Source organism: Bacillus sp. GZB (assembly GCF_001975995.1).
GTDB lineage: Bacteria > Bacillota > Bacilli > Bacillales > Bacillaceae > Bacillus > Bacillus velezensis.
This window is the reverse complement of the sequence record NZ_MTQG01000016.1, coordinates 238,218-261,174: the sequence shown is the minus strand read 5'-3', so window position 1 is coordinate 261,174 and position 22,957 is coordinate 238,218. Positions and strand designations below refer to the sequence as shown.

Sequence of the window (22,957 nt, the reverse complement as noted above, 5' to 3'; positions counted from 1 at the left end):
TCTTTTTTATTGACACTTTATTCAAAGCCTGCATATAATAGAGAAAACAAATATATGAGTATATGTTCATATATATAAAATCGTTTAGCTGTATTGATGTTATGGGAATCCTATTACGGAAAGTAGGGTGAGTCGAAAATGAAAGCAGCCAAAGGTGAATTTGTATTAGACGGACTTGATTGCAGCAACTGTGCAAAAAAAATAGAAAACGGCGTAAAAGCCATTGACGGCATCGACGGCTGTGCTGTCAATTTTGCGGCAAGCACCATCACGGTCTCAGCCGGCGGCAAAAACGAGCAATGGATGAAAGACGAAGTCGCTAAAAAAGTAAAGTCCATTGATCCTCATGTGACCGTCCGTGCGAAACATGAAGACAAACCCGGCGAGGATGAGTACCGCAAAAAGCTGCAGCTGATGTTAGTGAGATTGGCAGCGGGAGCCGTTTTGGCCGTCATCGCTTACTTCGCGCACACGGGCGCCGTCCTTGAGTTTCTGCTCTTTTTTGCTTCATATTTGATCATCGGCGGCGATATCGTAGCCAGAGCGGGAAAAAACATTGTCCGCGGCCAGGTATTTGATGAGCATTTTCTGATGGCGCTTGCCACGATCGGCGCATTTGTGATTCATCAGTATCCGGAAGGTGTCGCGGTCATGCTGTTCTACCAAATCGGTGAATTGTTTCAGGGAGCGGCCGTCAGCCGATCCAGAAAATCGATCAGCGCGTTATTGGACATCCGTCCTGAGTACGCCAATGTGAAAACGGAAAACGGCATGGCTGCCGTTCCGCCGCAGGACGTCAAAGTCGGACAGGTCATCGTCGTGAATCCCGGAGAACGGATTCCGCTGGACGGAAAGGTGCTGAGCGGTTCTTCGATGGTTGATACATCCGCTTTAACGGGCGAATCCGTGCCGAGAAAAGCGGAGCCGGGGCAAGATGTGATGGCCGGATTTATGAATCAGAACGGCGTGCTGCATATTGAAACCTCTAAAGGATATGAAGACTCTGCCGTGTCAAAAATATTGGATCTGGTCGAAAATGCGGCCGGACGTAAAGCGAAAACGGAAAACTTTATTACGAAGTTTGCCAAGTACTATACACCGGCCGTTGTCATTGTTGCGGTGCTTCTCGCCTTTTTACCGCCGCTTCTCGTGCCTTCAGCCGCGCTATCCGACTGGGTGTACCGCGCACTGATTTTCCTTGTGATTTCTTGTCCGTGTGCACTCGTCGTCTCCATTCCGCTCGGGTTTTTCGGCGGTATCGGTGCTGCGTCTAAAGCAGGGGTGCTCGTGAAAGGAAGCAACTATTTAGAAGCGCTCAATCAGGTGGCATACGCCGTGTTTGATAAAACGGGAACCTTAACGAAAGGCAATTTCGCCGTTACTGATATCAAGCCGGCGGCAGGGTTTACAAAAGACAGCCTGCTTCATGCGGCTGCGCTTGCAGAAGTCCATTCCAATCATCCGATTGCTTCTTCCATCCGTGAAGCTTACAATCAACCGCTCGCGGCAGACGAGATTGAAGAATATGAAGAAATACCCGGACACGGCATTCGGGTGAAAACCGGCGGATCAACGATTTTGGCCGGAAATCAAAAACTGATGGCAAAAGAACAAATCGCTTTCGGTACAGCTGAAAATAACGGAACCGTCGTCTATGTCGCCGTTGATCAGCAGTATGCGGGGGCGATCGTGATCGCCGACGAAATCAAAGAGGACGCCAAACAGGCCATTGCCAATTTAAAAGCGCTCGGCGTGAAGCGGACAGTGATGCTGACGGGTGATTCCAAGCAGACCGGAGAAGCTGTCGGCCGAGAGCTCGGTATTGATGACGTGTACACAGAGCTTTTGCCGGGTGACAAGGTAGACCGCGTCGAAGAACTTGAAGCGGTGCTTTCACCGAATGAAAAACTGATGTTTGTCGGTGACGGGATTAATGATACGCCTGTGCTTGCCAGAGCTGACATCGGAGCTGCCATGGGGGCTCTCGGCTCTGATGCCGCCGTCGAAGCGGCCGATGTCGTCCTGATGACAGACCAGCCGTCAAAAGCAGCCGAAGCCATCCGGATTGCACGCCGCACACGCCGGATCGTCTGGCAGAACATCGGATTTGCTTTAGGTGTAAAAATCATCTTTCTCCTGCTTGGCGCATTCGGATTCGCCACCATGTGGGAAGCGGTCTTTTCAGATGTAGGCGTCACGCTGATCGCCGTTGCCAACGCGATGCGCGTCATGAGAGTGAAAGCGGAATAATTGTCAAAGATAATTCGTTTTTCAGGGTTTTCTTAAACAAGGTTGTCTTGGTAAAATAGAGAAGCGGGCCATCCGGCATCCGCTTCTTTTTTATTTTAAAAACAATGAGGTGTCTGAGTGAAAAAGAAACAATCGTCTGCGAAATTTGCGGTGATACTGACGTTAATCGTTGTCGTTTTATTTGCGGTCATCGTAATTATTAACAACCAAACGGAAAAAGCGGGCGAAACAGTCGCCGAGCAGCCTTCCATTAAAGGACAGCCCGTGCTCGGCAAAGACAGCGCGCCTGTTACGGTAGTTGAATTCGGAGATTACAAATGTCCGTCATGCAAAGTATTTAACAGCGATATCTTTCCGAAAATCAAAAAAGATTTTATCGATAAAGGCGACGTGAAATTTTCATTTGTGAACGTCATGTACCACGGAAGCGGCTCGCGTCTGGCGGCTCTTGCTTCAGAAGAAGTGTGGAAAGAAGACCCGGCATCATTCTGGGCTTTCCATGAAAAGCTGTTTGAACAGCAGCCGTCAAGCGAACAGGAATGGGTCACGCCTGCATTGCTTGAAAAAACGGTCAAAAGCACCGCGAAAAAGGTTGATCCTGACAAGCTGAAGGAAAACCTTGATAAAGAGACATTTGCAAAAGAGCTGAAAACTGACACTGACCTGAATGATAAATTAAACATTACGGCGACACCGACGATTTATGTAAATGACAAGGTGATTAATGACTTCTCTAAATATGATGAGATTTCAAAAACGATTAAGAAAGAGCTGAAAAATGAAAAATAGAATCGTATTTTTATATGCTTCTTGGGTGATAGCTCTTGCTGCCATGCTCGGCAGCCTATATTTCAGCGAGATCAGAAAATTCATACCGTGCGAGCTGTGCTGGTATCAAAGAATTCTCATGTACCCGCTTGTCCTGATTTTAGGAATCGCCACCTTCCAGGGTGACACGCGCGTGAAAAAATACGTGCTGCCGATGGCCATCATCGGCGCGTTTATATCGATCATGCATTACCTTGAGCAGAAGGTGCCCGGTTTCAGCGGCATCAAGCCGTGTGTCTACGGCGTGCCTTGCTCATCTGAATATATTAACTGGTTCGGTTTCATTACCATTCCTTTCTTGTCATTGACGGCATTTATTCTCATTATTATCTGCATGTGTTTTGTCAAAACGGAACGCACGGCAAAATAAAGAGCCTGCTCCATGGGAGCGGCTCTTTTTCTATTATTTGTACCAAGCTTTGTTTGTCGCAATCTGTCTGTTATGGGAGCTGTCCCAAATATCCACGGAATAGGCATAATCATAATTCATGACGCAGCGGATGCCGCTGCCTTGGGCGTCATGCTGAAGTCCGAAGTTATGGGAAAACTCGTGCTGTGCCGCTTTCGCCGTGTTGGCCGTTCCTTGATCAAGGTTCACGCTGAAAGCCGGGCCGCTCGGTTTGCCGTTATATACATACGCGATACCGCCGGCGTCAAAACTTGATTTTGCGGTAAAACCGACGACAAAATGATAATTTTGATTTCTGAAGCTGCCTTGGAGATTCGATAAAATCTGAGAACTGTTTGAGCCGGAAGAATTCCAAGCCTGCACGGCCTGTACGACGAAATCAATGTTGTGATCACGGTTAAAAGCGACATCCGCCTGCTCCACGATCTGGACGATTCGCGTTTGCCAGTCGCTGTATTTGGCGCGGTATTCAGCGTCCGCCACCGCCAAAACTCTGACCTTCTGAGAGCCCGTGCTGGCTTTAGTTGAGGCTTTATCCTGACTGACATTGGCATTGAATCGTTTCGTGCCGACCTGCTTGCCGTTTTCATCCAGAATTTTTGTGTCAACCGTCTGTTCAACTTGGACCGGGCCCTTCAGATCTTTAAAATGATCGGCTTTCGGAAGCGGGTCCGTATACACCGTTTTCGCCGGCTCCGCATGAGTGTGCGAATGCGTATGGCTTTCGGCTGACGGCAGGCCGGGAATTAATCCGGCGGCCAATAAAACAGGAAAAACAAGTGAACTGATTTTCATCTCATAACCCCCTTTTTGTTAGAGAAAGTATTCAATGAAACTTCCAATAAACCTCCCAAAATAGTATAAAATAGGTAAATATTCTTGCTCCCAGCCGTTGCGGGTGGGGTTGTCCCGGGTTAGGAATCAGAATCTTTCAAAAATAAGGTTGATTTTAAGAGAAAGCGATTATAAAATCTAATGGTCGTCAGAAAATTTAACAAATAAAAAGGAGCATATGGAATGGCCTGGGAGCTGCTTAGTGTAATCGGCATCATTGCGTTTGCGGTCAGCGGAGCAATTGTTGCGATGGAAGAGGAGTATGATATTTTAGGCGTATATATTTTGGGGATTGTAACGGCGTTCGGCGGTGGAGCCATCCGAAACCTGCTGATCGGTGTTCCGGTCTCCGCCTTGTGGGAGCAAGGCGCGTTTTTTCAAATCGCTCTCGCATCAGTTACGATTGTCTTTTTGTTTCCGAAGCTGCTGTTAAGACATTGGAGTAAATGGGGCAACCTATCCGATGCCATCGGGCTTTCGGCGTTTGCCATCCAAGGCGCTTTATATGCCGTGAAAATGGGCCATCCGCTCAGTGCGGTGATTGCGGCAGCGGTGCTGACCGGCAGCGGGGGCGGCATCATACGGGATTTGCTCGCGGGCAGGAAGCCGCTTGTGCTCAAGGCGGAAATTTATGCAGTCTGGGCCGCGCTCGGAGGGTTAATCGTCGGCTTGGGCTGGCTGGGAAATTCGTTTGGGTTGTACGTTCTGTTTTTCGTGCTTGTTGTTTGCCGCGTTTGTTCCTATATGTTTAAGTGGCAGCTGCCAAACCGTTCTTTTCGTTTAGATAACTAACATCAAAAAAACCGATTTCAAAGCGAAATCGGTTTTTTTGCATATAAATAACCCATATCTTGATTGATATTGGGTGAATGTGCTAAGATGAATTGTATTTGCCTATTTTATTATATATTAACTATATGTATCCAATTTTATTTTACAGTATTTCGTATGTGTTTGTCAACTATTTTCTGGAGGTGCCGTTCATGAATCAGCAGGATAAGGAATGGAAGGAAGAGCAGTCAAGAATAGATGAAGTGCTGAAGGAGCTCCGCAAAAAAGAGCGGTCTCTGGAAACATCATCGGGCGGATTAAAGCAGGATATTGTGGGCTTGAGAAAAACGTTTTGGGATGATGTCACCGTGAATATGGATGACGCCCATGAAGCGGCGGAGACATTTTCAAGCATTAAACAGCAGGCGGAAATGCTTTCAGAACGTGAACGGACGCATCGGCTTCAATACCGGCAGCTTCAAAAAATCCAAAAGCTGAAAACTTCTCCTTACTTCGGCCGTGTCGATTTTATGGAAAAAGGGGAGTCCTCTTCCGAGCGGATTTATATCGGGCTGACTTCTTTGATGGATGAAAACAACGAGCAATTTCTCATTTATGATTGGCGCGCGCCCATCTCATCTCTTTACTATCAATATTCCCCGGGAAAAGCCCGTTATGAAGTTCCGGAAGAAACGATAGAGGGAGACATCACACTGAAGCGGCAGTTTATCATTAAAAACGGGACGCTTAAAGCGATGTTTAACACGGATATGACGATTGGTGACGAAATGCTGCAAGAGGTGCTGAGCGGCCATTCCGGACAGCATATGAAAAACATCGTGTCAACCATCCAAAAAGAACAGAACGAAATCATCCGGGATGAAAAAAGCAAATATCTCATCGTTCAGGGAGCCGCCGGAAGCGGGAAAACATCCGCGGCGCTTCAGCGGGCCGCTTACTTGCTGTACCGCGGGCGCGGGGTGCTTGATGCCCGTCAGATTGTATTGTTTTCCCCGAACATTTTGTTCAACAGTTATGTGTCCGCCGTATTGCCGGAATTGGGAGAAGAGAATATGGAGCAGGCCACCTTTCAGGAATATATCATCCGCCGGCTCGGACGAAAGTTTGATTGTGAAAGCCCGTACGAGCAGCTTGAATATTGCCTGACTGAACAAAATCAGGACGCACTTTCCGTAAGGCTCGCAGCCATTGCTTACAAAGCGTCACCAGCTTTTCAGGCCATGATTGACCGCTATGCCGGCTCGCTTTCCGGCTCGGGCCTGATGTGTAAACAGATCAGCTTCCGGGGAGACATCCTGATTTCAAAAGAACGGATTGAAGCCTATTTTTATTCGCTTGATCAGCAGCTGCCGATTCCGAACAGAGCGGAGCTGACGGCGGAATGGCTTCTCGCGGAAATCAGCGCTCTCGAAAAAAAGGAGCGTAAGAAGGAATGGGTCTTACAGGAGAGCGAGCTGCTTGATAAGGAAGACTATGCCGAGGTTTATCAAACACTCAAGAAGCAGGCGGCAGATGATGAACCTGTATTTGACGACCATCAGCGCGAACAGCGGCTGCTTGGCGCCATTATTGTCGGCAAAGCCTTTAAACCGATTAAGCAGGCCGTCAGACGGCTCGGCTTTCTCGATATAAAACGGATGTATCTCCGGCTGTTTTCAGACTGGGGAGCTGATGAAAAGCCCGATTATTGGGAGGGCATCGGCGCTTTGACCAGAAACGCATTTGCAGAACGGTCACTTCCGTATGAAGATGCCGCTCCGTATCTGTATTTGCAGGATCTGTTAGAAGGAAAAAGAAAAAACACACAAATGAAGCACGTCTTCATTGATGAAGCTCAGGATTATTCCCCATTTCAGCTCACGTATATTCAAAGCATCTTCCCGGCGGCAAAGATGACGGTGCTCGGTGATGTCAGCCAGTCGATTTATGCCCACACCATTACGGGCCCTTCTTCCCTCGCCGGCTGCTTTCGCAATGGTGCAGAAAAGTATGTCAGCCTGAAACGGACTTACAGATCGACGCGGCAGATTGTTGAATTTACGAAAGCGCTGCTGGCTGACGGCGATGACATTGAGCCTTTTAACCGGAACGGGGAAAAACCGCGTGTTTTGCGGACGGATACAGAAAAAGCGCGGCAGGAACAATTGGCGGATACAATCCGGGAGCTCAGACAAAAAGGCTGGGAGACGGTCGCCGTCATCTGCAAAACGGCCGCGGAAGCCAAAAAAGTATTTCAGGCGGTCAGCGCCGGGAGCGGTGTCCGTTTGATCAATAAAGAAAACCAGCCTTTTCAAAAAGGGGTATGCGTCATTCCCGTTTATTTGGCAAAAGGCATTGAGTTTGACGCCGTCATTGCCGCTGACGCCTCTGCTGCCCAGTACAAAAGCGAACATGACCGTAAGCTGTTATATACGGCCTGTACGCGCGCGATGCATCATCTGACCGTATTGTCTCCGGGAGAACCCTCTCCTTTTATAAAAGAAGTGCCCGCCGGCTTATTCGTGTAAGCCCTTTGCCAAGTGCAAAGGGCTTTTTATCATTAGTAATCTTAATCATTGTCATCATGATTATATATTTTACTTACATACAAACTTTCGGTAAAGTTTCAATTAGAATATTATTTTGACAATTCCTATAGAAATAACGTACGTTACGTTTAATTCCTTGTGAGGTGGATATCGTTGCAACTTCAGGTCATGAACAGTCCGTTTAATCAGGAGCAGGCAGAGCTCCTTAACCGCCTTCTGCCGACATTGACAGAATCACAGAAAATCTGGCTGAGCGGTTATTTGGCTGCGGCCCGGTCCGAATCCGGTGAAACAGCCGCGCCCGCTGCTCCGGCTCCAGCAGAAAGCCCGGCAGTCTCAAGAGAAGTGACCGTATTATACGGATCGCAAACGGGAAATGCGGAAGGTCTTGCGAAACAGACGGTAAAGACGCTTGAGGAACGGGGATTCCAGGTCACCGTCGCGTCGATGAACGATTTTAAGCCGAATAATCTGAAAAAAGTAAACAATTTACTGATCGTGGTGAGCACGCACGGAGAAGGCGATCCGCCGGATAACGCGCTGGCCTTTCATGAATTTCTTCACGGCAGACGCGCGCCGAAGCTTGAAGCGCTCCGTTACTCCGTTTTGGCGCTCGGGGACAGCTCGTATGAATTTTTCTGCCAGACCGGCAAAGAGTTTGACGAGCGTCTTCAAGAGCTCGGCGGCACCCAGCTTGCGCCGCGGGTTGATTGCGATCTTGATTATGATGAGCCGTTTTCGGAATGGCTTGACGCGGTCATCGGCGGTTTGAACGAAGGAGCGGGAAATCAAACAGCCGAAGCGCCTGCCGAGACGCCGGCTCTCGGTGAATCCGTTTATTCCAGAACGAACCCGTTTCGGGCGGAGGTTCTTGAGAACATCAATCTGAACGGACGCGGTTCGAATAAAGAAACACGCCATCTCGAACTTTCGCTTGAAGGGTCGGGCCTCGCGTATCAGCCCGGGGACAGCCTCGGCATCTATCCGGAAAATGATCCGGCGCTTGTGGATGAGCTGATCAATGAGCTGAAATGGGACCCGAAACAGGAAGTGGCGGTGAATAAACAAGGAGAGCGTCTCCCTTTGAAAGACGCGCTTACTTCTCATTTTGAAATAACCGTCTTAACAAAACCGTTCCTGCAAAAGGCCGCACAGTTTACGGCTGACCAAAAGCTGAGTGAACTTCTGGCCGAAGGAAACGAAGAGCAGTTGAAAGCATACATCAACGGCCGTGATCTGCTTGATCTCGTCCGGGATTTCGGGCCGTGGGAAGCTTCCGCCGAAGACTTTCTTTCCATCCTGCGTAAAATGCCGGCCCGGCTCTATTCGATCGCAAGCAGTTTAGAAGCGAATCCGGAAGAGGTGCATCTGACAATCGGAGCGGTCAGATATGACGCGCACGGCAGAGAACGAAAAGGCGTCTGCAGCATTCTGTGTGCGGAAAGACTCCAGCCGGGAGATACGCTTCCGATTTACATTCAGCACAACCAAAACTTCAAGCTGCCGGAAAATCCGGATACACCGGTCATTATGGTCGGGCCGGGGACAGGCATCGCACCGTTCCGTTCCTTTATGCAGGAGCGTGAAGAAACCGGAGCTGAAGGGAAAACATGGCTGTTTTTCGGGGATCAGCACTTTGTCACTGATTTTCTGTACCAGACGGAATGGCAAAAATGGCTGCAAAACGGTGTTCTCACAAAAATGGACGTCGCTTTTTCCCGGGATTCGGAAGAAAAGGTATATGTGCAGCACCGCATGAAAGAACAAAGCAAAGAGCTGTATGAATGGCTGCAGCAGGGAGCCGCCGTATACATCTGCGGTGATGAACAGCATATGGCGCATGACGTGCACCAGGCGCTTCTCGATATCATTCAGGAAGAAGGCGGCATGAGCCGTGAAAAAGCGGAAAGCTTCCTGGCAGACATGCAGCAGAAAAAACGCTATCAGCGTGACGTATATTGATTTTGGTTTGAAAGGAGCTTATTCAGCATGGTGAACAACATTTTAAAAGCGCCGGAAGGCCCTCCAAGTGATGTTGAGGATATTAAAGAAAAAAGTGATTATTTGCGCGGCACATTGAAAGAAGTCATGCTCGACCGGATTTCAGCCGGCATCCCGGACGATGACAACCGGCTGATGAAGCATCACGGAAGCTACTTGCAGGATGACCGCGATCTCCGCAATGAACGTCAGAAACAAAAGCTTGAACCGGCTTATCAGTTCATGCTGCGCGTCCGGATGCCAGGCGGCGTGTCAACTCCGGAACAATGGCTTGTCATGGATGAACTGGCGCAAAAATACGGAAACAATACATTGAAGCTCACAACGCGTGAAACGTTTCAAATGCACGGAATTTTAAAATGGAACATGAAAAAAACGATTCAGAAAATCAATGAGGCGCTGCTTGATACCATTGCGGCCTGCGGAGATGTCAACCGAAACGTCATGTGCGCTTCAAATCCGCACCAGTCTGAAATTCATGCGGAAGTATACGAATGGTCGAAGAAATTGAGCGACGATCTTCTTCCGCGCACGAGAGCCTATCATGAAATCTGGCTTGATGAGGAACGTGTGGCGGGCACTCCTGACACGGAAACGGAACCGATGTACGGGCCGCTGTACCTGCCGCGGAAATTCAAAATCGGAATCGCCGTGCCTCCGTCCAATGATATCGATGTCTTTTCTCAAGATCTCGGCTTCATTGCCATCGTGGAGGAAGGCCGTTTAATCGGATTCAACGTGGCGATCGGCGGCGGTATGGGAATGACGCACGGCGATACGGCCACTTATCCGCAGATTTCAAAAGTCATCGGCTTCTGCAAACCGGAGCAGCTGTACGATGTAGCGGAAAAAACAATTACGATTCAGCGCGATTACGGAAACCGTTCCGTCAGAAAGAATGCCAGATTCAAGTACACCGTTGACCGTCTCGGGCTGGAAAACGTAAAAGCCGAGCTGGAAAACCGCCTCGGCTGGCAGCTGGATGAAGCAAGACCTTATCATTTTGACCATAACGGCGACCGTTACGGCTGGGTGAAGGGCGTAAAAGGGAAATGGCATTTTACAATGTTTATCGAAGGCGGCCGCGTCACCGACTATGAGGATTACAAGCTGATGACGGGATTGCGTGAAATCGCCAAAGTCCATACGGGAGATTTCCGTCTCACTTCTAATCAAAACCTGATTATCGGCAATGTCTCAAGCCAGAAAAAGAAACAAATCAGCGCATTAATCGAACAATACGGACTGACAGACGGCCGGCAGCATTCCGCGCTGCGCCGCAGTTCAATGGCTTGCGTCGCGCTTCCGACATGCGGGCTCGCCATGGCCGAAGCCGAGCGGTATCTGCCGAAACTGATTGATAAGATTGAAGACATCGTTGACGAAAACGGGCTGCGGGATGAAGAAATCACCATCCGTATGACCGGGTGCCCGAATGGCTGCGCCCGCCATGCGCTCGGCGAAATCGGATTTATCGGGAAGGCGCCCGGAAAATATAATATGTATTTAGGAGCGGCGTTTGACGGCAGCCGTTTGAGCAAAATGTACCGGGAAAATATCGGTGAAGAGGAAATTCTGAGTGAGCTTCGCACCATTCTCCCGCGCTACGCGAAAGAGCGCGAGGAAGGCGAACACTTCGGAGATTTCGTCATCCGCGCGGGCATCATTAAAGCCACGACAGACGGCACGAATTTTCACGAATAAGATGAGCACTTAAAACAAACGCTGCACCGCGTCATGAAACAGATGACGCAGCTTGCGAAAAAGCCTGTTTTCAGAGAAAACAGGCTTTTTCTTTTTCCGGAAAAAATGTAGCTGAAGGCAAAAAAAGTTCGCCGTGAGCACGTTATGAGAAATTTTAAATAAAAACGGGTAAAATAAAAGAAGAATGGTTGCGTGCGGAAAATATATTGAATCTGCCCGATCATCGGCTCCGGCCTTTGGCAAAGGCAGAGAACAGGCAATAATGATATGATGCAGCAGATGAAGGAGGTCATGCTTTGGACATATTTTTAGTCGTACTCGTACTTTTAACCATCATCGCGATCTCAAATATCGTAAATCGGTTTGTCCCCTTTATCCCGGTGCCTCTGATTCAGGTGGCGCTCGGTATCATTGCGGCGTCATTTCCGCAGGGGCTTCATTTTGAACTGAATACCGAATTATTTTTTGTTTTGTTTATCGCTCCGCTTCTTTTTAACGATGGAAAACGGACGCCGCGTGCGGAACTTTGGAATTTAAGAGCGCCGATTTTGCTGCTTGCGCTCGGGCTCGTGTTTGCCACGGTGATTGTCGGCGGTTACACGATTCATTGGATGATTCCGAGCATTCCGCTGGCTGCCGCGTTCGGGCTGGCGGCGATACTGTCACCGACTGACGTTGTCGCAGTCAGCGCGCTTTCAGGGCGAGTGAAGATGCCAAAAGGCATTCTGCGTCTCCTTGAAGGAGAAGGACTGATGAATGACGCATCCGGCCTGGTCGCTTTTAAATTTGCGATTGCGGCTGCCGTGACGGGCGCATTTTCGCTGGCGCAGGCCGCCTTCAGTTTCGTTCTGATTTCAGCCGGCGGTTTACTCAGCGGTGTCGTCATTTCTTTTTTGATTATCCGTTTCCGGCTGTTTTTGCGCCGCCTCGGCATGCAGGATGTCACGATGCATATGCTGATTCAAATTCTGACGCCGTTTGTCATCTATCTCGCGGCTGAAGAAATCGGCGTTTCCGGCATTTTAGCTGTTGTGGCCGGCGGCATCACGCATGCGGTGGAGCAGGACCGTCTTGAATCAACGATGGTCAAACTGCAAATCGTCTCTTCAAGTACGTGGAATATTATTTTGTTCATTCTGAATGGTCTTGTTTTCGTTATTTTAGGTGCGCAAATACCAGATGTGGTTTCTGTCATCTTTAATGATACCGCGTTTAACAATATGATGGTCATCGGGTACATTATCGTCATTACGCTGACGTTAATGATTCTCAGGTTTTTGTGGGTGCTGTTTTTTTGGAACGGCAAGTGGTTTTTTAACAAGGATCAGAGCATTTATAAACCCGGCCTGCGCTCGACCCTGCTGATTTCGGTTTCAGGCGTCAGGGGAGCGGTCACGCTTGCGGGTTCCTTTTCCATTCCTTACGTGCTCTCTGACGGCTCACCGTTTCCTGAACGGAATTTGATTCTCTTTTTAGCCGCGGGTGTTATTATGTGCACATTGGTACTGGCGACAATCGTACTGCCGATTTTGACAGATAAGCCGGAAGACAATGTGAAAGAGAAGAAAGTCAAATTGCTGACAGCGAGACGGAAGCTGATAAAGGCTGCCTTAACGGCCATTAAAGAAAATATGAATGAGACAAACAAAACGGCTTCTTTTGCGGTTATTGCCGAATACAATGAGAAAATGAAAAATCTCAGATTTCAGCAGTCCACCGTCAAAAACCGCACGAAAAAAGATGAGCGGAAAGTCCGCGCCCAAGGGATACAGGCTGAACAGGAAGAACTGCTGCGGCTGATTGAGCGGGGCGAAATACCGGAAGAAACGGCAGACAGCCTTCAGGAACGGTTTGATGAACTGGAAGTGCTGTATACGAATCCGTTTAAAGTCGGCTTATCTAAGAAAAAGCTGAAACGCCTGATGTACTGGATCTTTTTCGGTGAACAAAAAAAGCCGGAAATGTCGATTTTAAATGAAGAAGGCCTCATCCGCACCACAAGGGTTAAAACGGCAAAAGCGGCCATTGAAAGCCTGAAAAAACACATGACTGAAGAAAATAAAGATGTGACGCTTGCCGTCATTTCCTTTTACAATCACTTGATTTTCAGGCTGGGGCACTCGTATCACGAACAGAGTCCGAGCCGCCGTTTTGAAAATCAAAAACTCGAAATCAAACTGCGGGCCGTGCAGGCCATCCGCAACGAAATCCAAACATTATTCGAAGAGCGGGAAATTTCCCGCGATATGTCACATGAGCTTCGCCAATACATCAATGATGTGGAAGCGGCCATGCTTGACGGAGGTGAATAAAAAAAGTCCGGCATCTGTTCGCCGGACTTTTTTTGATTACGGACGATGGAATTCGACGTGATCGCCGTCGCGGTCAAACCAGCCTCTGAAGGCCCAGTTGATCCAGCCGCCATCACCTTTGTTGGTGAAGCTTCCGTCTTCAAACACCCAAATGCCGTACGTGATGCCGTCATAAACGGCGGAACCGTAAAACTGAACACCGTTAAAATGATCTTCATATTCCTGGCTTAAATTAAACACCATGACGTTATATTTTTGTCCGGAAGCGTAGAATGAAGATTCCATTAAGTTTTTGACGAAGCCGTCACGGTTTTGCGCCGACTTAATCGCGTCAGCAATCGAATTGCCGATACCGAGCAGGTCAACGTCAATGTTTAATCCGACATCTTTTGCTGAGACATCTGATGTTTGCTGCGCCATGTTTTGAGGGGCCGGGTTTTCTTTTGCGGATACAAAGGACAGAGGAGTCAGAGACAAAGCGGCGCCAAGGGCAACGGACATCGGGATACGCATACGTTTCATATGATTTCCTCCTTCAATTGTGTGGTGGCTACAGTAGCGATTTACCCGGACAGTTACCTGGTTAACCTGAATTTTTGAAAAATAGGAAAATAATAACGTCAGTGGTGCTTGGGCACTAAAGATGGTTTTTGTGATAACGATGAGCGTATAATTGGTTTCTTACAGCGGAAATGTGAGATAATAATAACCGTTTACATAATGACTAGAAAGGATGGTTCAACGTGGCAAAAAGCTTAAAAGATACTGTAAAGCTTCATAATGGCGTTGAAATGCCGTGGTTCGGCCTTGGCGTCTTCAAGGTGGAAAACGGAAGCGTAGCGGCGGACTCCGTCGAAGCGGCAATCAGAAACGGCTACCGCAGCATTGATACGGCGGCTATTTATAAAAATGAAGAGGGTGTCGGCGAAGGCATCAGAGCTGCGGGCGTTGCCAGAGAAGAGCTGTTCATCACGTCAAAAGTGTGGAATGAAGATCAAGGATACGAAACGACACTTGACGCGTTTGAGAAAAGCCTTGAGCGCCTCGGCCTCGATTACCTCGACCTTTACCTGATTCACTGGCCGGGCAAGGATAAATATAAAGACACATGGCGCGCTCTTGAAAAGCTGTACAAAGACGGCAAAATCCGCGCCATCGGCGTCAGCAACTTCCAAGTGCATCATTTAGAAGAACTGCTGAAAGATGCTGAAATTAAGCCGATGGTCAACCAGATTGAATTCCACCCGCGCCTGACTCAAAAAGAAGTAAGAGATTTCTGCAAAGCGCAGGGCATTCAAGTGGAAGCGTGGTCTCCATTGATGCAGGGACAGCTCCTCGATAACGAAGTGCTGGCACAAATTGCGGAAAAACATAACAAATCGGTTGCTCAAGTGATTTTGCGCTGGGATCTTCAGAACGAAGTCGTTACCATTCCGAAATCAATTAAAGAGCACCGCATCATAGAAAATGCCGATATTTTTGATTTCGAACTGTCACAGGAAGAAATGGAAAAGATCAGCGCATTGAACAAAGACGAGCGTGTCGGCCCGAATCCGGACGAGCTTCTGTTCTAAGAAAAAACAGCCCTTTACGGGGCTGTTTTTCTTTACATAAATGTCTGTGTCTGACGTTTTACGCTGAACCTGTATGCGGCTATTAATAACAGGGCGGCGGCGAAGGCTCCCAAAATGATGATGTTCAGCGTCAGGCTTTGGAGCGTGCGGCCGTGCTGCAATTGATCGACCGTATCAAGCACCCAGCGCTGAGGCAGAAATTCGGCGATTGTCTGCACTGTTTTCGGCATAATATTGCCCGGAAAAAAGCAGCCGGCGAGCAAGCATGTCGGTACAACGATCAAGTTCAAAAGCGCCGATGCCGAAGCGCTGCTGTTGGAAAAACCGACGGCAATAAAGGCGATCCCGATTGCGCTTAATGCAAACAGCATCATCAGGATGAACAGCTGCCACAGCGGGAATGACGGATGAATATGAAAAGCGGCGCCCATAAAGAGAACGGCGAATAGAATTTGGACGGCCATGATAATGATATTCACCGCCGCGTTTGCCAATACATACTGTTTTGATGTGATCGGCGTTGACAGAAGCCTGTAGTACGTCCTGTTTTCCCGCTCTTTAATCATCAGTTCCGTCAGGTTGCCGGCGGAATAGAGCATAATGATAATGAGATACCCGATGACTGAGTAGGTCATTTCTTTATGGTTCGATGTATCTTGTAAAATAGCAGACTCCGTTTGAATCGGAGAATGCTTGAAATCGGCATACATCGCCTGAAAGGCCTTTGCGTCTCCGCCGGAAGATTTGCCGATTGAGGCGGCGCTGTTCATATAATTGTACAAATAAGAGCTGACATATCCGGTGACCTGGGCGCCTTTCAGCGAAGTCATGCCGATGTGAGCCGGTTTCCCGTCTTTTACGCTTTGGGAGAAGCCTTTTTCAAACGTAATGAGCGCCTCCATTTTTCCTGAAGCGATCTTGGATGAGGCGGACGCAGCCGTTTCCTCCGAAATCTTCACATGATCCAGTCCTTTTAAAAACGTGACCGTATCCTGTGCCACTTCTCCGCCATCTTGATTGAGAATGCCGATATTGAGCGTTTCGGCTCCGCCGTTGGCATTGGTCATGAAGGAGAGGAAGACGCCGATCAGCGGAGCCCCGATATAAAGAATGAGCTGTTTTTTGCTTTTTGTAATCCCTTTGAGAGTGTGTGCAAACAGCCACCAGAAGTTTGTCATATTACAGTCCCTCCCGTCTTTGAAACGTAAATGCGGCGATCAGCAAAAAGAGTGCCGCCAATGCTGTATTTAAACCGAGTGCAGGCCATGCCGCTGATACATCATTTGCGTAAATGATGTTGTTAATCGCCTTATTGATCCAGGATAAGGGCGACAGGGCGGAAATTCCTCCGCCTTCATATTTGTAATAGGCGCCGCCGATAATGGACATCACCTGAACGATGATGACGGTGATTAATCTGGCGCTTTCGGGTTTTCTGGTCAAATAGCTCAGGCTGAGCCCGAAGCTGACGGCCAAAAGAATTTCAGAAACGAGAATCAAAAGCACAAGGCCCATGTGGTTGCCCCAATTCGCTTTTAAGATAAATTTGCTGAAGGCGACAACGGCAAGAATCGTCAGAACATTCACAGCCAAAATGCCGAGCATCTTTCCGAGAAAGATATCGCTTTTCCGGAGCGGGGCGGCGATCAGGCGATCTGCGGTGTGCCGTATTCTTTCCCCGCGGAATAAGCTGCTTGCAAAAATCGAGGCGTACAGCCCGATCATCGTCGTCATGGATATTGCGTAAAAATCTTTCGCTTTCGGTTCTTTCGCTTTGTGTAAAGACGTCTGCTTCATATAATCGCTTTTGATTTGTCCGGCGGAAGGCGCCTTATGCGCCTTGTAAGCGGCGGCGCCTGCTTTGTATTGATTGGTAAAAGCGGTCAGCATGCCTTGGACGATCGTGCCGTTTATGCCGCTCCGGTCATTTGTAAAGACTTGAAAACCGGTGTTTTTTACAGTGACGAAAGCATCCGCCTGATTTTCTCGAACCTCGTTTTTGCCTTTTGCCTCCGTGTCCGCTTTTTGAAAATAGACATGCTCTTTTTTGGCGGCTTTCATAAACTCAGTAAAATCATGAGAAAGAGGGCCGTTTGACTGGTCCGTATATACGACCTTGATGTTCCCGACCGTCACCTCTGAATCAAAGGCGTTTGATAATGCCGCAGTAAAAATCAGCATGAAGACGATCGGAAAAGCAAGCATGAAAATAAAAGTCCGTCTGTCGCGGAAACTGATTTTGATTTCTTTCCCGGCGATGTGCAGAATATTCATTTGCAATCCTCCTTTCAGTGGGGTCAGTCGCGCAGGCTTCTGCCTGTCAGCGTGAGAAATACCGTTTCTAAGTCAGGGGCCTGTTCCTGCAAGGAGCGGATTTCAATTCCTTTGTCCATGAAGTACCGGATCAGGCGGTTTAAATTGTTGACTCCTGTGTCAGAGCTGATTTTCACGCTGTTTTCTTCCAGTGCGGCGGCTCTGACGCCGGGCAGCTCCTGAATATCGCCGAGGCTGATGCCGTTTCCGGATGACAGCTCAATCACGACGTCCTTCGTGTCGGTAATGATGGAGGTCAGCTGTTCTTTTGTGCCTTCTGCGATGACTTTCCCGTGGTCAATGATGGCGATGCGCGTGCATATTTCTTCCACTTCCTCCATGTAGTGGCTCGTGTAGATGATCGTGCAGCCCATTTCATTCAGCTTTTTCACTGACTGCAGAATATAATTTCTTGATTGCGGGTCAATACCGACCGTCGGTTCATCCATGATGATCAGTTTCGGCCGGTGGGCAAGGGCGCAGGCGATATTGAGCCGGCGTTTCATTCCGCCGGAGAAATGCTTCGGCAAATATTTGTGTTTATCGCTCAAGCCGACGAATGTCAGGGCTTCCTCGACCCGTTCTTTCAGAGCCGCCCCTCTTAGGCCGTACAGCCCGGCGAAGAACTTCACATTTTCATAGGCGTTTAATTCTTCGTAAATCGCGAGGTCCTGAGGGACGATGCCGATATTCATTTTCGTTGCTTTGCTATATTTGAAAATATCTTTTCCGAGAAACAGAATGTCTCCGCCTGAAGGTTTTAAAAGACCTGAGATCATATTGATCGTCGTGCTTTTTCCGGCTCCGTTTGCGCCGAGAAACCCGAAAATCTCACCTTCTTTTACGGCAAGCGACATTTGGTCCACGGCGGTATAATCACCGAATTTCTTACTCAGCTGTTTGAGCTCCAAAATGTTCATGTTTCCACCTCTATGTCTTGTGATGTTCTTATTATAAAAAAAAGAATGAACGGCCGTTAGTGCAGCTGTTCATTCCTTTGACATGAGAATCTTCATATTTTTCACATGAAAACATTCACTTATTCAACCGGAAGCAATGTCGTGACGGAAAAACCGGCCGTGCCGTCAAAAATAACGGTTCCGTGCAGGACGGCCGCCCGTTCTTCCATACCGAGCATGCCGAGGCCTTTTTTAAAGCGGACGGCGCCGTTTCCGTTATCTTTCACTTCCGCTTTCACGGCTTTATTCAGCACATGGATATCAATGAAAATCTGCGTGGCATCGGCGTATTTCATTGCATTGGTCAAGGCTTCGGTTACGTTTTCCTGAATGACTCTCCAATGCATTTGCGTCAGCCTGTCCAAATCGCCTCGATGCGTAAACGGAACCGGCATCCCGTTTTTGGCCGAAAATTCATCAATAAACGTTCTTAATCTGTGAATGCCCATTTGTTCAGCGGGCGGTTTCATATTTTTCAGCGTAATGCGGATATCCTCTATGCCCTCTTTGGAAATGGTAATGGCGTTTTGGAGCAGTTCAGCCGCTTTGTCCGGATGGGAGCCGAGCATCCGTTTCGCCGCTTCCATCTGAATGAGCGCGCCTGTCATGGAATGGCCGATTTTGTCATGGATGGCTTGGGACAATCTGTTTCTTTCTTCGAGTTTGCCGGTATACTCCGATTGTTTGATATATTCTGTGCTGCTGTGCAGCTGTTTCGTCAGTTTTTCAATGCTTGAGCGCATGCTGTCTGACTGCTCTTCATATTTTTTCAGCCGGTCGCTGGACCGGGCGGCCAAAACGAAAATCGCCAGACAGAACAAGGTTATGACGGTATAGGCGGGAAGGTCGCCGTACGGGATAAATAAAAACGGCAAAAACACGAGCAGGCAGAACACATAGCGGTGAACCGGATATTCGGCAAGAACGGCAAAAATGGCGGGCGGTAAAAGAAACAGAAACGCCGGATGGCCTAAGGCGGAAAGCCAGGCGGTCAATGCCAGCGCCAGCAGGGTGATCCCGCGCCTCCAAGCGGGCGGCCTGATCATACAGACCGCAATGCCCAAAGATAGATAAAGCAGCAGAAACAAGACGGCGTACGGTGTGTAAAGGCGGTCTGCCGATACGAACAAAAAAGCCGTATAAAAAATGGCGATCAGTCTGCTCATCAGCATCCAAAAATCCATACCGTTCAACGCCCGTTATCCACCTTCCCGGTGATATAATAAATCGCGATCTGCGTTCTGTGCTCAAGCCCCGTTTTCCCTAAAATAGAGGAAATATAATTGGCCGTCGTCCCTTCAGAAATGAAAAGCTGTTTTGAAATTTCCCTGTTCGAGAATCCTTTCGCAATAAGCGACATGATGCTGAGCTCTCTTTCAGTAAACTGGCTTTCATCAATCTGATGTGCGGCTTCCGCCGGCCGGGAAAGGCTGTCTTTTATTTTATCCAGTACGGTGTCCTGAAGAATGCTGTGCCCGTTGAAGACGCTTTTGATCGCATCGCGGATCCGTTCCGGTTCGGTATTTTTTAATAAATATCCTTTCGCGCCGTTTTTAATCGCTTCTAAAATATACTCATCGTCGTCAAATGTCGTCAGGATCATCGGCTTCGTATCCGTTTCCTCCGCGATCCGTTTTGCGGCTTCGACGCCGTTCATCACCGGCATGCGGACGTCCAACAAGGCGATATCGACGGGATTGTGTTTACAATACTCTGCCGCCTCGAATCCGTTTTCCAACGTTGCCGATACAGTAAATTCCTCATATGTATGCAAAATGATTTTCATTCCTTCTCTGATGAAAGAATTATCATCCGCGATAATGACATTAATCTTCATGGCCGCACCCTTTGTGTGTTTTTTGTTTCATTATATACCATCCGATTTTAAATCAAAAAGCCTCCCGGCGAAAGGTGCGCGGAAGGCGGAGCGGTCAAGCGGGTTTTTTCAATTGGATGAAAAACAGCATCAGAAAAGAAATGATCACAATACAGATCACCCACACCCAGGCGAGTGTTTCATTGCCGGAGTCCATCGCGACGTAAATCGCTGTCGGCAGCGTTTGGGTGACGCCAGGAATATTTCCCGCAAACATTAAAGTCGCCCCGAATTCACCTAGCGCCCTTGCAATACTGAGAATGCTTCCGGTCAAGAGGGAGGGAAAGGCAAGCGGGACGGAAATGCGGGTGAACACCTGCCACCTGCCGGCTCCGTCTACTTTCGCCGCTCCCTCGATGTCGGCATCAACCGCGGCGAAGCCCGTTTTAGCGGACTGATACATAAGCGGGAAGGCGACAATGGCCGAAGCGATCACCGCGGCCGACCACGTGAAAATGACGGGCTGGTGAAAAATCTGCTCAATCGCCCGGCCGATAAAGCTGTGTTTTCCGAAAATGATAATGAGAATGAACCCGACAACGGTAGGCGGAAGAACGAGCGGGAGCATAAACAGCGTCTCCACAGCCGTTTTTCCGGGAAATCGCGCTTTCGCCATCCAGGCGCCGGCAAGCGTTCCGAGAATGATGACGGCGAAGCCCGACGCCAAAGCCACCTGAAACGACAGTACGACGGGAGTGAAAAACTCCGAAGCCGTAATGTTACTTGGCAGTAAATCCATATTTCTTAAACACTTTCATCGCTTCATCCGACTGCAGATACTGATAAAACGCTTCTGCTTCTTTACGGTGCTTTGTATCCTTGACGATGCCGAGCGGATACACGATCGGATCGTGCGTTTTCGCCGGCGCTTCATCGGTGATTTTCACCTTTTTCGAAATCAGCGCGTCTGTTTTATAGACAAGCCCGGCATCGACATTTCCGGTTTCAACATAAGAAAGCACCTGGCGAACGTCTTTTGCATAGACGACTTTATCTTTTACGTTGTCCCACAGGGATAATGCCGTCAATGACTGTTTGGCGTATTGTCCGGCCGGAACGGATTCAGGCGTGCCGAGCGCAATTTTTTCCGCGCTGTCTTTTTTCAGGTCATTCAGATGTGTCAGGTGTGTGCTGTTTTTCTCAGGCACGATCATGACGAGATCATTTTTCAAAAGATCCGTGCTGTCCTTTTTGTCGATATCTCCGTCATGAACGAGCTTTTCGAATTTATCTTCGGCTGCCGAGAAGAATAAATCAGCTCCCGCGCCTTGTGAAATTTGTTTTTGCAATGTGCCTGATGATCCGAAGTTGTCTTGAATGGTTACGTTTGAATGTGATTTTTCGTAGTTGGTCTGGATTTCTTCAAGTGCATCCTGAGCGCTGGCTGCTGCAGAAACGGTCAGCGTGATTTTTTCGTTTTGTCCGCCTTTGGACGATTGTCCGGAAGAGCAGCCCGCAGTTGCGAGGAAAACGGCCATAGCCGCAGTTGTGAGTAGTGTCGCTTTCTTTTTCAACATTGTGCACCCCTTATAGCTAAATATCATTAGATCAAACTAATTATAACGCAATTGTACGTGATGGTGCGGTTTTTTTTCAATATCTGAACAGTTATAATAAAAACGGAGCGTGATAATATGACAGAAGCCACTTCCTATACAATAGAAGAAGTTGCGGGCCTTTTGAAGGTCTCCAAATTGACAGTATATGATTTGATAAAAAAAGGACTCATTCCGGCGTACAGGGTCGGAAGACAGATGAGGGTCGATGAAGAGGACTTAAAACAATATAAAGCAAACATGAGAATGTCAAAAAAGCCATCCGCAGCAGAAGCGCCTGACCCGTCCCGCGGGCGGGAGCCGGAAAAAAGGCAGTCCGTTATCATCAGCGGGCAGGATGTGTCGATGGACCTCCTCAGCAAACAGCTGGAACAAACAATACAGGCGGCTCCGCTCCGCAAGTACAGCGGCAGTTTGAACAGCCTGATCGAGATGTACCGCGGGGCTTGTGACATCGTCAGTCTGCATTTGTACGATGGGGAGACGGGGCAGTATAACATCCCGTATGTGAAGCGCATCCTTTCAGGGGAGCCGTTTGCGCTTTTTCATGTCGTGCTTCGTCAGGCCGGATTATATGTGAAAAAGGGCAATCCGCTGAACATTCAGGGCTTTCAGGATTTGAGCCGAAAGGATGTCCGTATCGTCAATCGCGAAAAAGGATCAGGCGCGAGGGTCCTGCTGGATGAACAGCTCAGATCATTCGGCATTACGCTGAATGATGTCGCCGGATATCATGACATTGTCACGGATCATCTGTCAGCGGCTTCACAAGTATCAAGCGGAAAGGCGGATATCGGAGTCGGGTCGCAGCATGCGGCGCATATGGCAGGCACGGATTTTATCCCGGTGATCAGTGAACAGTACGATGTGGTCGTCTTAAAACAAAACCGGGAGCTTGTTCAAAGCGTGCAGGACATCCTCAATTCTGAGGAATTCAAGTCTCAGCTTTCTCAATTATCCGGATATGATACGAAAATGACCGGACGGCTCATATATGAAACATGAAAAATCCCTCCTATAT

The 22,957-nt window shown here is 48.5% G+C and carries 19 protein-coding genes; 10 read left to right on the top strand and 9 right to left on the bottom strand.

Annotated elements, in window-relative coordinates; all coding sequences use genetic code 11:
* The first annotated feature begins 138 nt into the window (after positions 1 to 138).
* The 3 genes from BXO87_RS07090 (at position 139) to BXO87_RS07080 (ending at position 3,448) form a co-directional block, all read left to right on the top strand.
* Positions 139 to 2,250: a heavy metal translocating P-type ATPase gene (locus BXO87_RS07090; RefSeq protein WP_038459833.1), complete on the top strand. Its 2,112-nt coding sequence runs from the start codon at positions 139 to 141 to the stop codon at positions 2,248 to 2,250.
* Positions 2,251 to 2,367: 117 nt separating this feature from the next.
* Positions 2,368 to 3,039, top strand: a complete 672-nt coding sequence (locus BXO87_RS07085; RefSeq protein ID WP_038459832.1) for a DsbA family protein — start codon at positions 2,368 to 2,370, stop codon at positions 3,037 to 3,039.
* Positions 3,029 to 3,448 carry a disulfide oxidoreductase gene (locus BXO87_RS07080; protein ID WP_038459830.1) on the top strand — a complete coding sequence of 140 codons (420 nt, stop codon included), beginning with the start codon at positions 3,029 to 3,031 and terminating at the stop codon, positions 3,446 to 3,448. Before BXO87_RS07085 ends, BXO87_RS07080 begins: the two co-directional genes overlap by 11 nt.
* Before the next feature lie 33 nt (positions 3,449 to 3,481).
* Here BXO87_RS07080 and BXO87_RS07075 read toward each other — a convergent pair whose 3' ends face one another.
* Positions 3,482 to 4,282, bottom strand: a complete 801-nt coding sequence (locus tag BXO87_RS07075; RefSeq protein ID WP_007410016.1) for a zinc-dependent metalloprotease — start codon at positions 4,280 to 4,282, stop codon at positions 3,482 to 3,484.
* A 222-nt stretch (positions 4,283 to 4,504) separates the two neighbouring features.
* Here BXO87_RS07075 and BXO87_RS07070 point away from each other — a divergent pair, with 222 nt between their 5' ends.
* From BXO87_RS07070 to BXO87_RS07045, 5 genes are all read left to right on the top strand, one after another.
* Positions 4,505 to 5,113 (top strand): trimeric intracellular cation channel family protein, encoded by a 609-nt coding sequence (locus BXO87_RS07070; RefSeq protein WP_032876509.1) that lies wholly within the window; start codon positions 4,505 to 4,507, stop codon positions 5,111 to 5,113.
* Between the two features lie 191 nt (positions 5,114 to 5,304).
* Positions 5,305 to 7,620, top strand: coding sequence for an RNA polymerase recycling motor HelD (helD, locus tag BXO87_RS07065; protein WP_038459827.1), 2,316 nt, complete (start codon positions 5,305 to 5,307; stop codon positions 7,618 to 7,620).
* Between the two features lie 174 nt (positions 7,621 to 7,794).
* Complete coding sequence (locus BXO87_RS07060; protein ID WP_038459825.1) at positions 7,795 to 9,603, top strand: assimilatory sulfite reductase (NADPH) flavoprotein subunit; 1,809 nt, start codon at positions 7,795 to 7,797, stop codon at positions 9,601 to 9,603.
* Between the two features lie 27 nt (positions 9,604 to 9,630).
* Positions 9,631 to 11,346, top strand: a complete 1,716-nt coding sequence (gene cysI, locus BXO87_RS07055; protein ID WP_038459823.1) for an assimilatory sulfite reductase (NADPH) hemoprotein subunit — start codon at positions 9,631 to 9,633, stop codon at positions 11,344 to 11,346.
* 296 nt (positions 11,347 to 11,642) lie between these two features.
* On the top strand, positions 11,643 to 13,658 hold the full coding sequence (locus BXO87_RS07045) for a Na+/H+ antiporter (protein WP_032876522.1): 2,016 nt from the start codon (positions 11,643 to 11,645) through the stop codon (positions 13,656 to 13,658).
* Between the two features lie 36 nt (positions 13,659 to 13,694).
* Here the strand turns inward: BXO87_RS07045 and BXO87_RS07040 are convergent, their stop codons facing one another.
* Complete coding sequence (locus tag BXO87_RS07040; protein WP_003151740.1) at positions 13,695 to 14,180, bottom strand: hypothetical protein; 486 nt, start codon at positions 14,178 to 14,180, stop codon at positions 13,695 to 13,697.
* 221 nt (positions 14,181 to 14,401) lie between these two features.
* Here BXO87_RS07040 and BXO87_RS07035 point away from each other — a divergent pair, with 221 nt between their 5' ends.
* Positions 14,402 to 15,232: an aldo/keto reductase gene (locus BXO87_RS07035; protein ID WP_003151745.1), complete on the top strand. Its 831-nt coding sequence runs from the start codon at positions 14,402 to 14,404 to the stop codon at positions 15,230 to 15,232.
* 32 nt (positions 15,233 to 15,264) lie between these two features.
* Here the strand turns inward: BXO87_RS07035 and BXO87_RS07030 are convergent, their stop codons facing one another.
* From BXO87_RS07030 to modA, 7 genes are all read right to left on the bottom strand, one after another.
* Positions 15,265 to 16,410 carry an ABC transporter permease gene (locus tag BXO87_RS07030; protein WP_038459818.1) on the bottom strand — a complete coding sequence of 382 codons (1,146 nt, stop codon included), beginning with the start codon at positions 16,408 to 16,410 and terminating at the stop codon, positions 15,265 to 15,267.
* A gap of 1 nt (position 16,411) precedes the next feature.
* Entirely contained in the window at positions 16,412 to 17,506 is a 1,095-nt protein-coding gene (locus BXO87_RS07025) for an ABC transporter permease (protein WP_038459816.1), read from the bottom strand.
* A 23-nt stretch (positions 17,507 to 17,529) separates the two neighbouring features.
* Positions 17,530 to 18,465 carry an ABC transporter ATP-binding protein gene (locus tag BXO87_RS07020; RefSeq protein ID WP_007613736.1) on the bottom strand — a complete coding sequence of 312 codons (936 nt, stop codon included), beginning with the start codon at positions 18,463 to 18,465 and terminating at the stop codon, positions 17,530 to 17,532.
* 119 nt (positions 18,466 to 18,584) lie between these two features.
* A complete protein-coding gene (locus BXO87_RS07015) occupies positions 18,585 to 19,688 on the bottom strand; it encodes a sensor histidine kinase (RefSeq protein WP_038460887.1) in 1,104 nt (367 codons plus the stop codon).
* A 5-nt stretch (positions 19,689 to 19,693) separates the two neighbouring features.
* The gene (locus BXO87_RS07010; protein ID WP_038459814.1) at positions 19,694 to 20,341 is read right to left on the bottom strand and encodes a response regulator transcription factor; all 648 of its coding nucleotides are present in this window, start codon (positions 20,339 to 20,341) and stop codon (positions 19,694 to 19,696) included.
* A 94-nt stretch (positions 20,342 to 20,435) separates the two neighbouring features.
* Positions 20,436 to 21,119 carry a molybdate ABC transporter permease subunit gene (gene modB, locus BXO87_RS07005; protein WP_038459812.1) on the bottom strand — a complete coding sequence of 228 codons (684 nt, stop codon included), beginning with the start codon at positions 21,117 to 21,119 and terminating at the stop codon, positions 20,436 to 20,438.
* The gene (gene modA / locus BXO87_RS07000) at positions 21,100 to 21,897 is read right to left on the bottom strand and encodes a molybdate ABC transporter substrate-binding protein (protein WP_076851279.1); all 798 of its coding nucleotides are present in this window, start codon (positions 21,895 to 21,897) and stop codon (positions 21,100 to 21,102) included. The genes modB and modA overlap by 20 nt, the downstream gene beginning before the upstream one ends.
* A gap of 117 nt (positions 21,898 to 22,014) precedes the next feature.
* Between modA and BXO87_RS06995 the strand changes: the two genes are divergently transcribed.
* Positions 22,015 to 22,941 (top strand): substrate-binding domain-containing protein, encoded by a 927-nt coding sequence (locus BXO87_RS06995; RefSeq protein WP_038459807.1) that lies wholly within the window; start codon positions 22,015 to 22,017, stop codon positions 22,939 to 22,941.
* Positions 22,942 to 22,957 lie beyond the last annotated feature (16 nt).

Coding starts and splice junctions, on each gene's coding strand:
- BXO87_RS07090 (WP_038459833.1), top strand. CDS start 139: ATGAAAGCAGCCAAAGGTGAATTTGTATTAGACGGACTTGATTGCAGC.
- BXO87_RS07080 (WP_038459830.1), top strand. CDS start 3,029: ATGAAAAATAGAATCGTATTTTTATATGCTTCTTGGGTGATAGCTCTT.
- BXO87_RS07075 (WP_007410016.1), bottom strand. CDS start 4,282: ATGAAAATCAGTTCACTTGTTTTTCCTGTTTTATTGGCCGCCGGATTA.
- BXO87_RS07070 (WP_032876509.1), top strand. CDS start 4,505: ATGGCCTGGGAGCTGCTTAGTGTAATCGGCATCATTGCGTTTGCGGTC.
- helD (WP_038459827.1), top strand. CDS start 5,305: ATGAATCAGCAGGATAAGGAATGGAAGGAAGAGCAGTCAAGAATAGAT.
- cysI (WP_038459823.1), top strand. CDS start 9,631: ATGGTGAACAACATTTTAAAAGCGCCGGAAGGCCCTCCAAGTGATGTT.
- BXO87_RS07040 (WP_003151740.1), bottom strand. CDS start 14,180: ATGAAACGTATGCGTATCCCGATGTCCGTTGCCCTTGGCGCCGCTTTG.
- BXO87_RS07030 (WP_038459818.1), bottom strand. CDS start 16,410: ATGACAAACTTCTGGTGGCTGTTTGCACACACTCTCAAAGGGATTACA.
- BXO87_RS07025 (WP_038459816.1), bottom strand. CDS start 17,506: ATGAATATTCTGCACATCGCCGGGAAAGAAATCAAAATCAGTTTCCGC.
- BXO87_RS07020 (WP_007613736.1), bottom strand. CDS start 18,465: ATGAACATTTTGGAGCTCAAACAGCTGAGTAAGAAATTCGGTGATTAT.
- BXO87_RS07015 (WP_038460887.1), bottom strand. CDS start 19,688: ATGGATTTTTGGATGCTGATGAGCAGACTGATCGCCATTTTTTATACG.
- BXO87_RS07010 (WP_038459814.1), bottom strand. CDS start 20,341: ATGAAGATTAATGTCATTATCGCGGATGATAATTCTTTCATCAGAGAA.
- modB (WP_038459812.1), bottom strand. CDS start 21,119: ATGGATTTACTGCCAAGTAACATTACGGCTTCGGAGTTTTTCACTCCC.
- modA (WP_076851279.1), bottom strand. CDS start 21,897: ATGTTGAAAAAGAAAGCGACACTACTCACAACTGCGGCTATGGCCGTT.
- BXO87_RS06995 (WP_038459807.1), top strand. CDS start 22,015: ATGACAGAAGCCACTTCCTATACAATAGAAGAAGTTGCGGGCCTTTTG.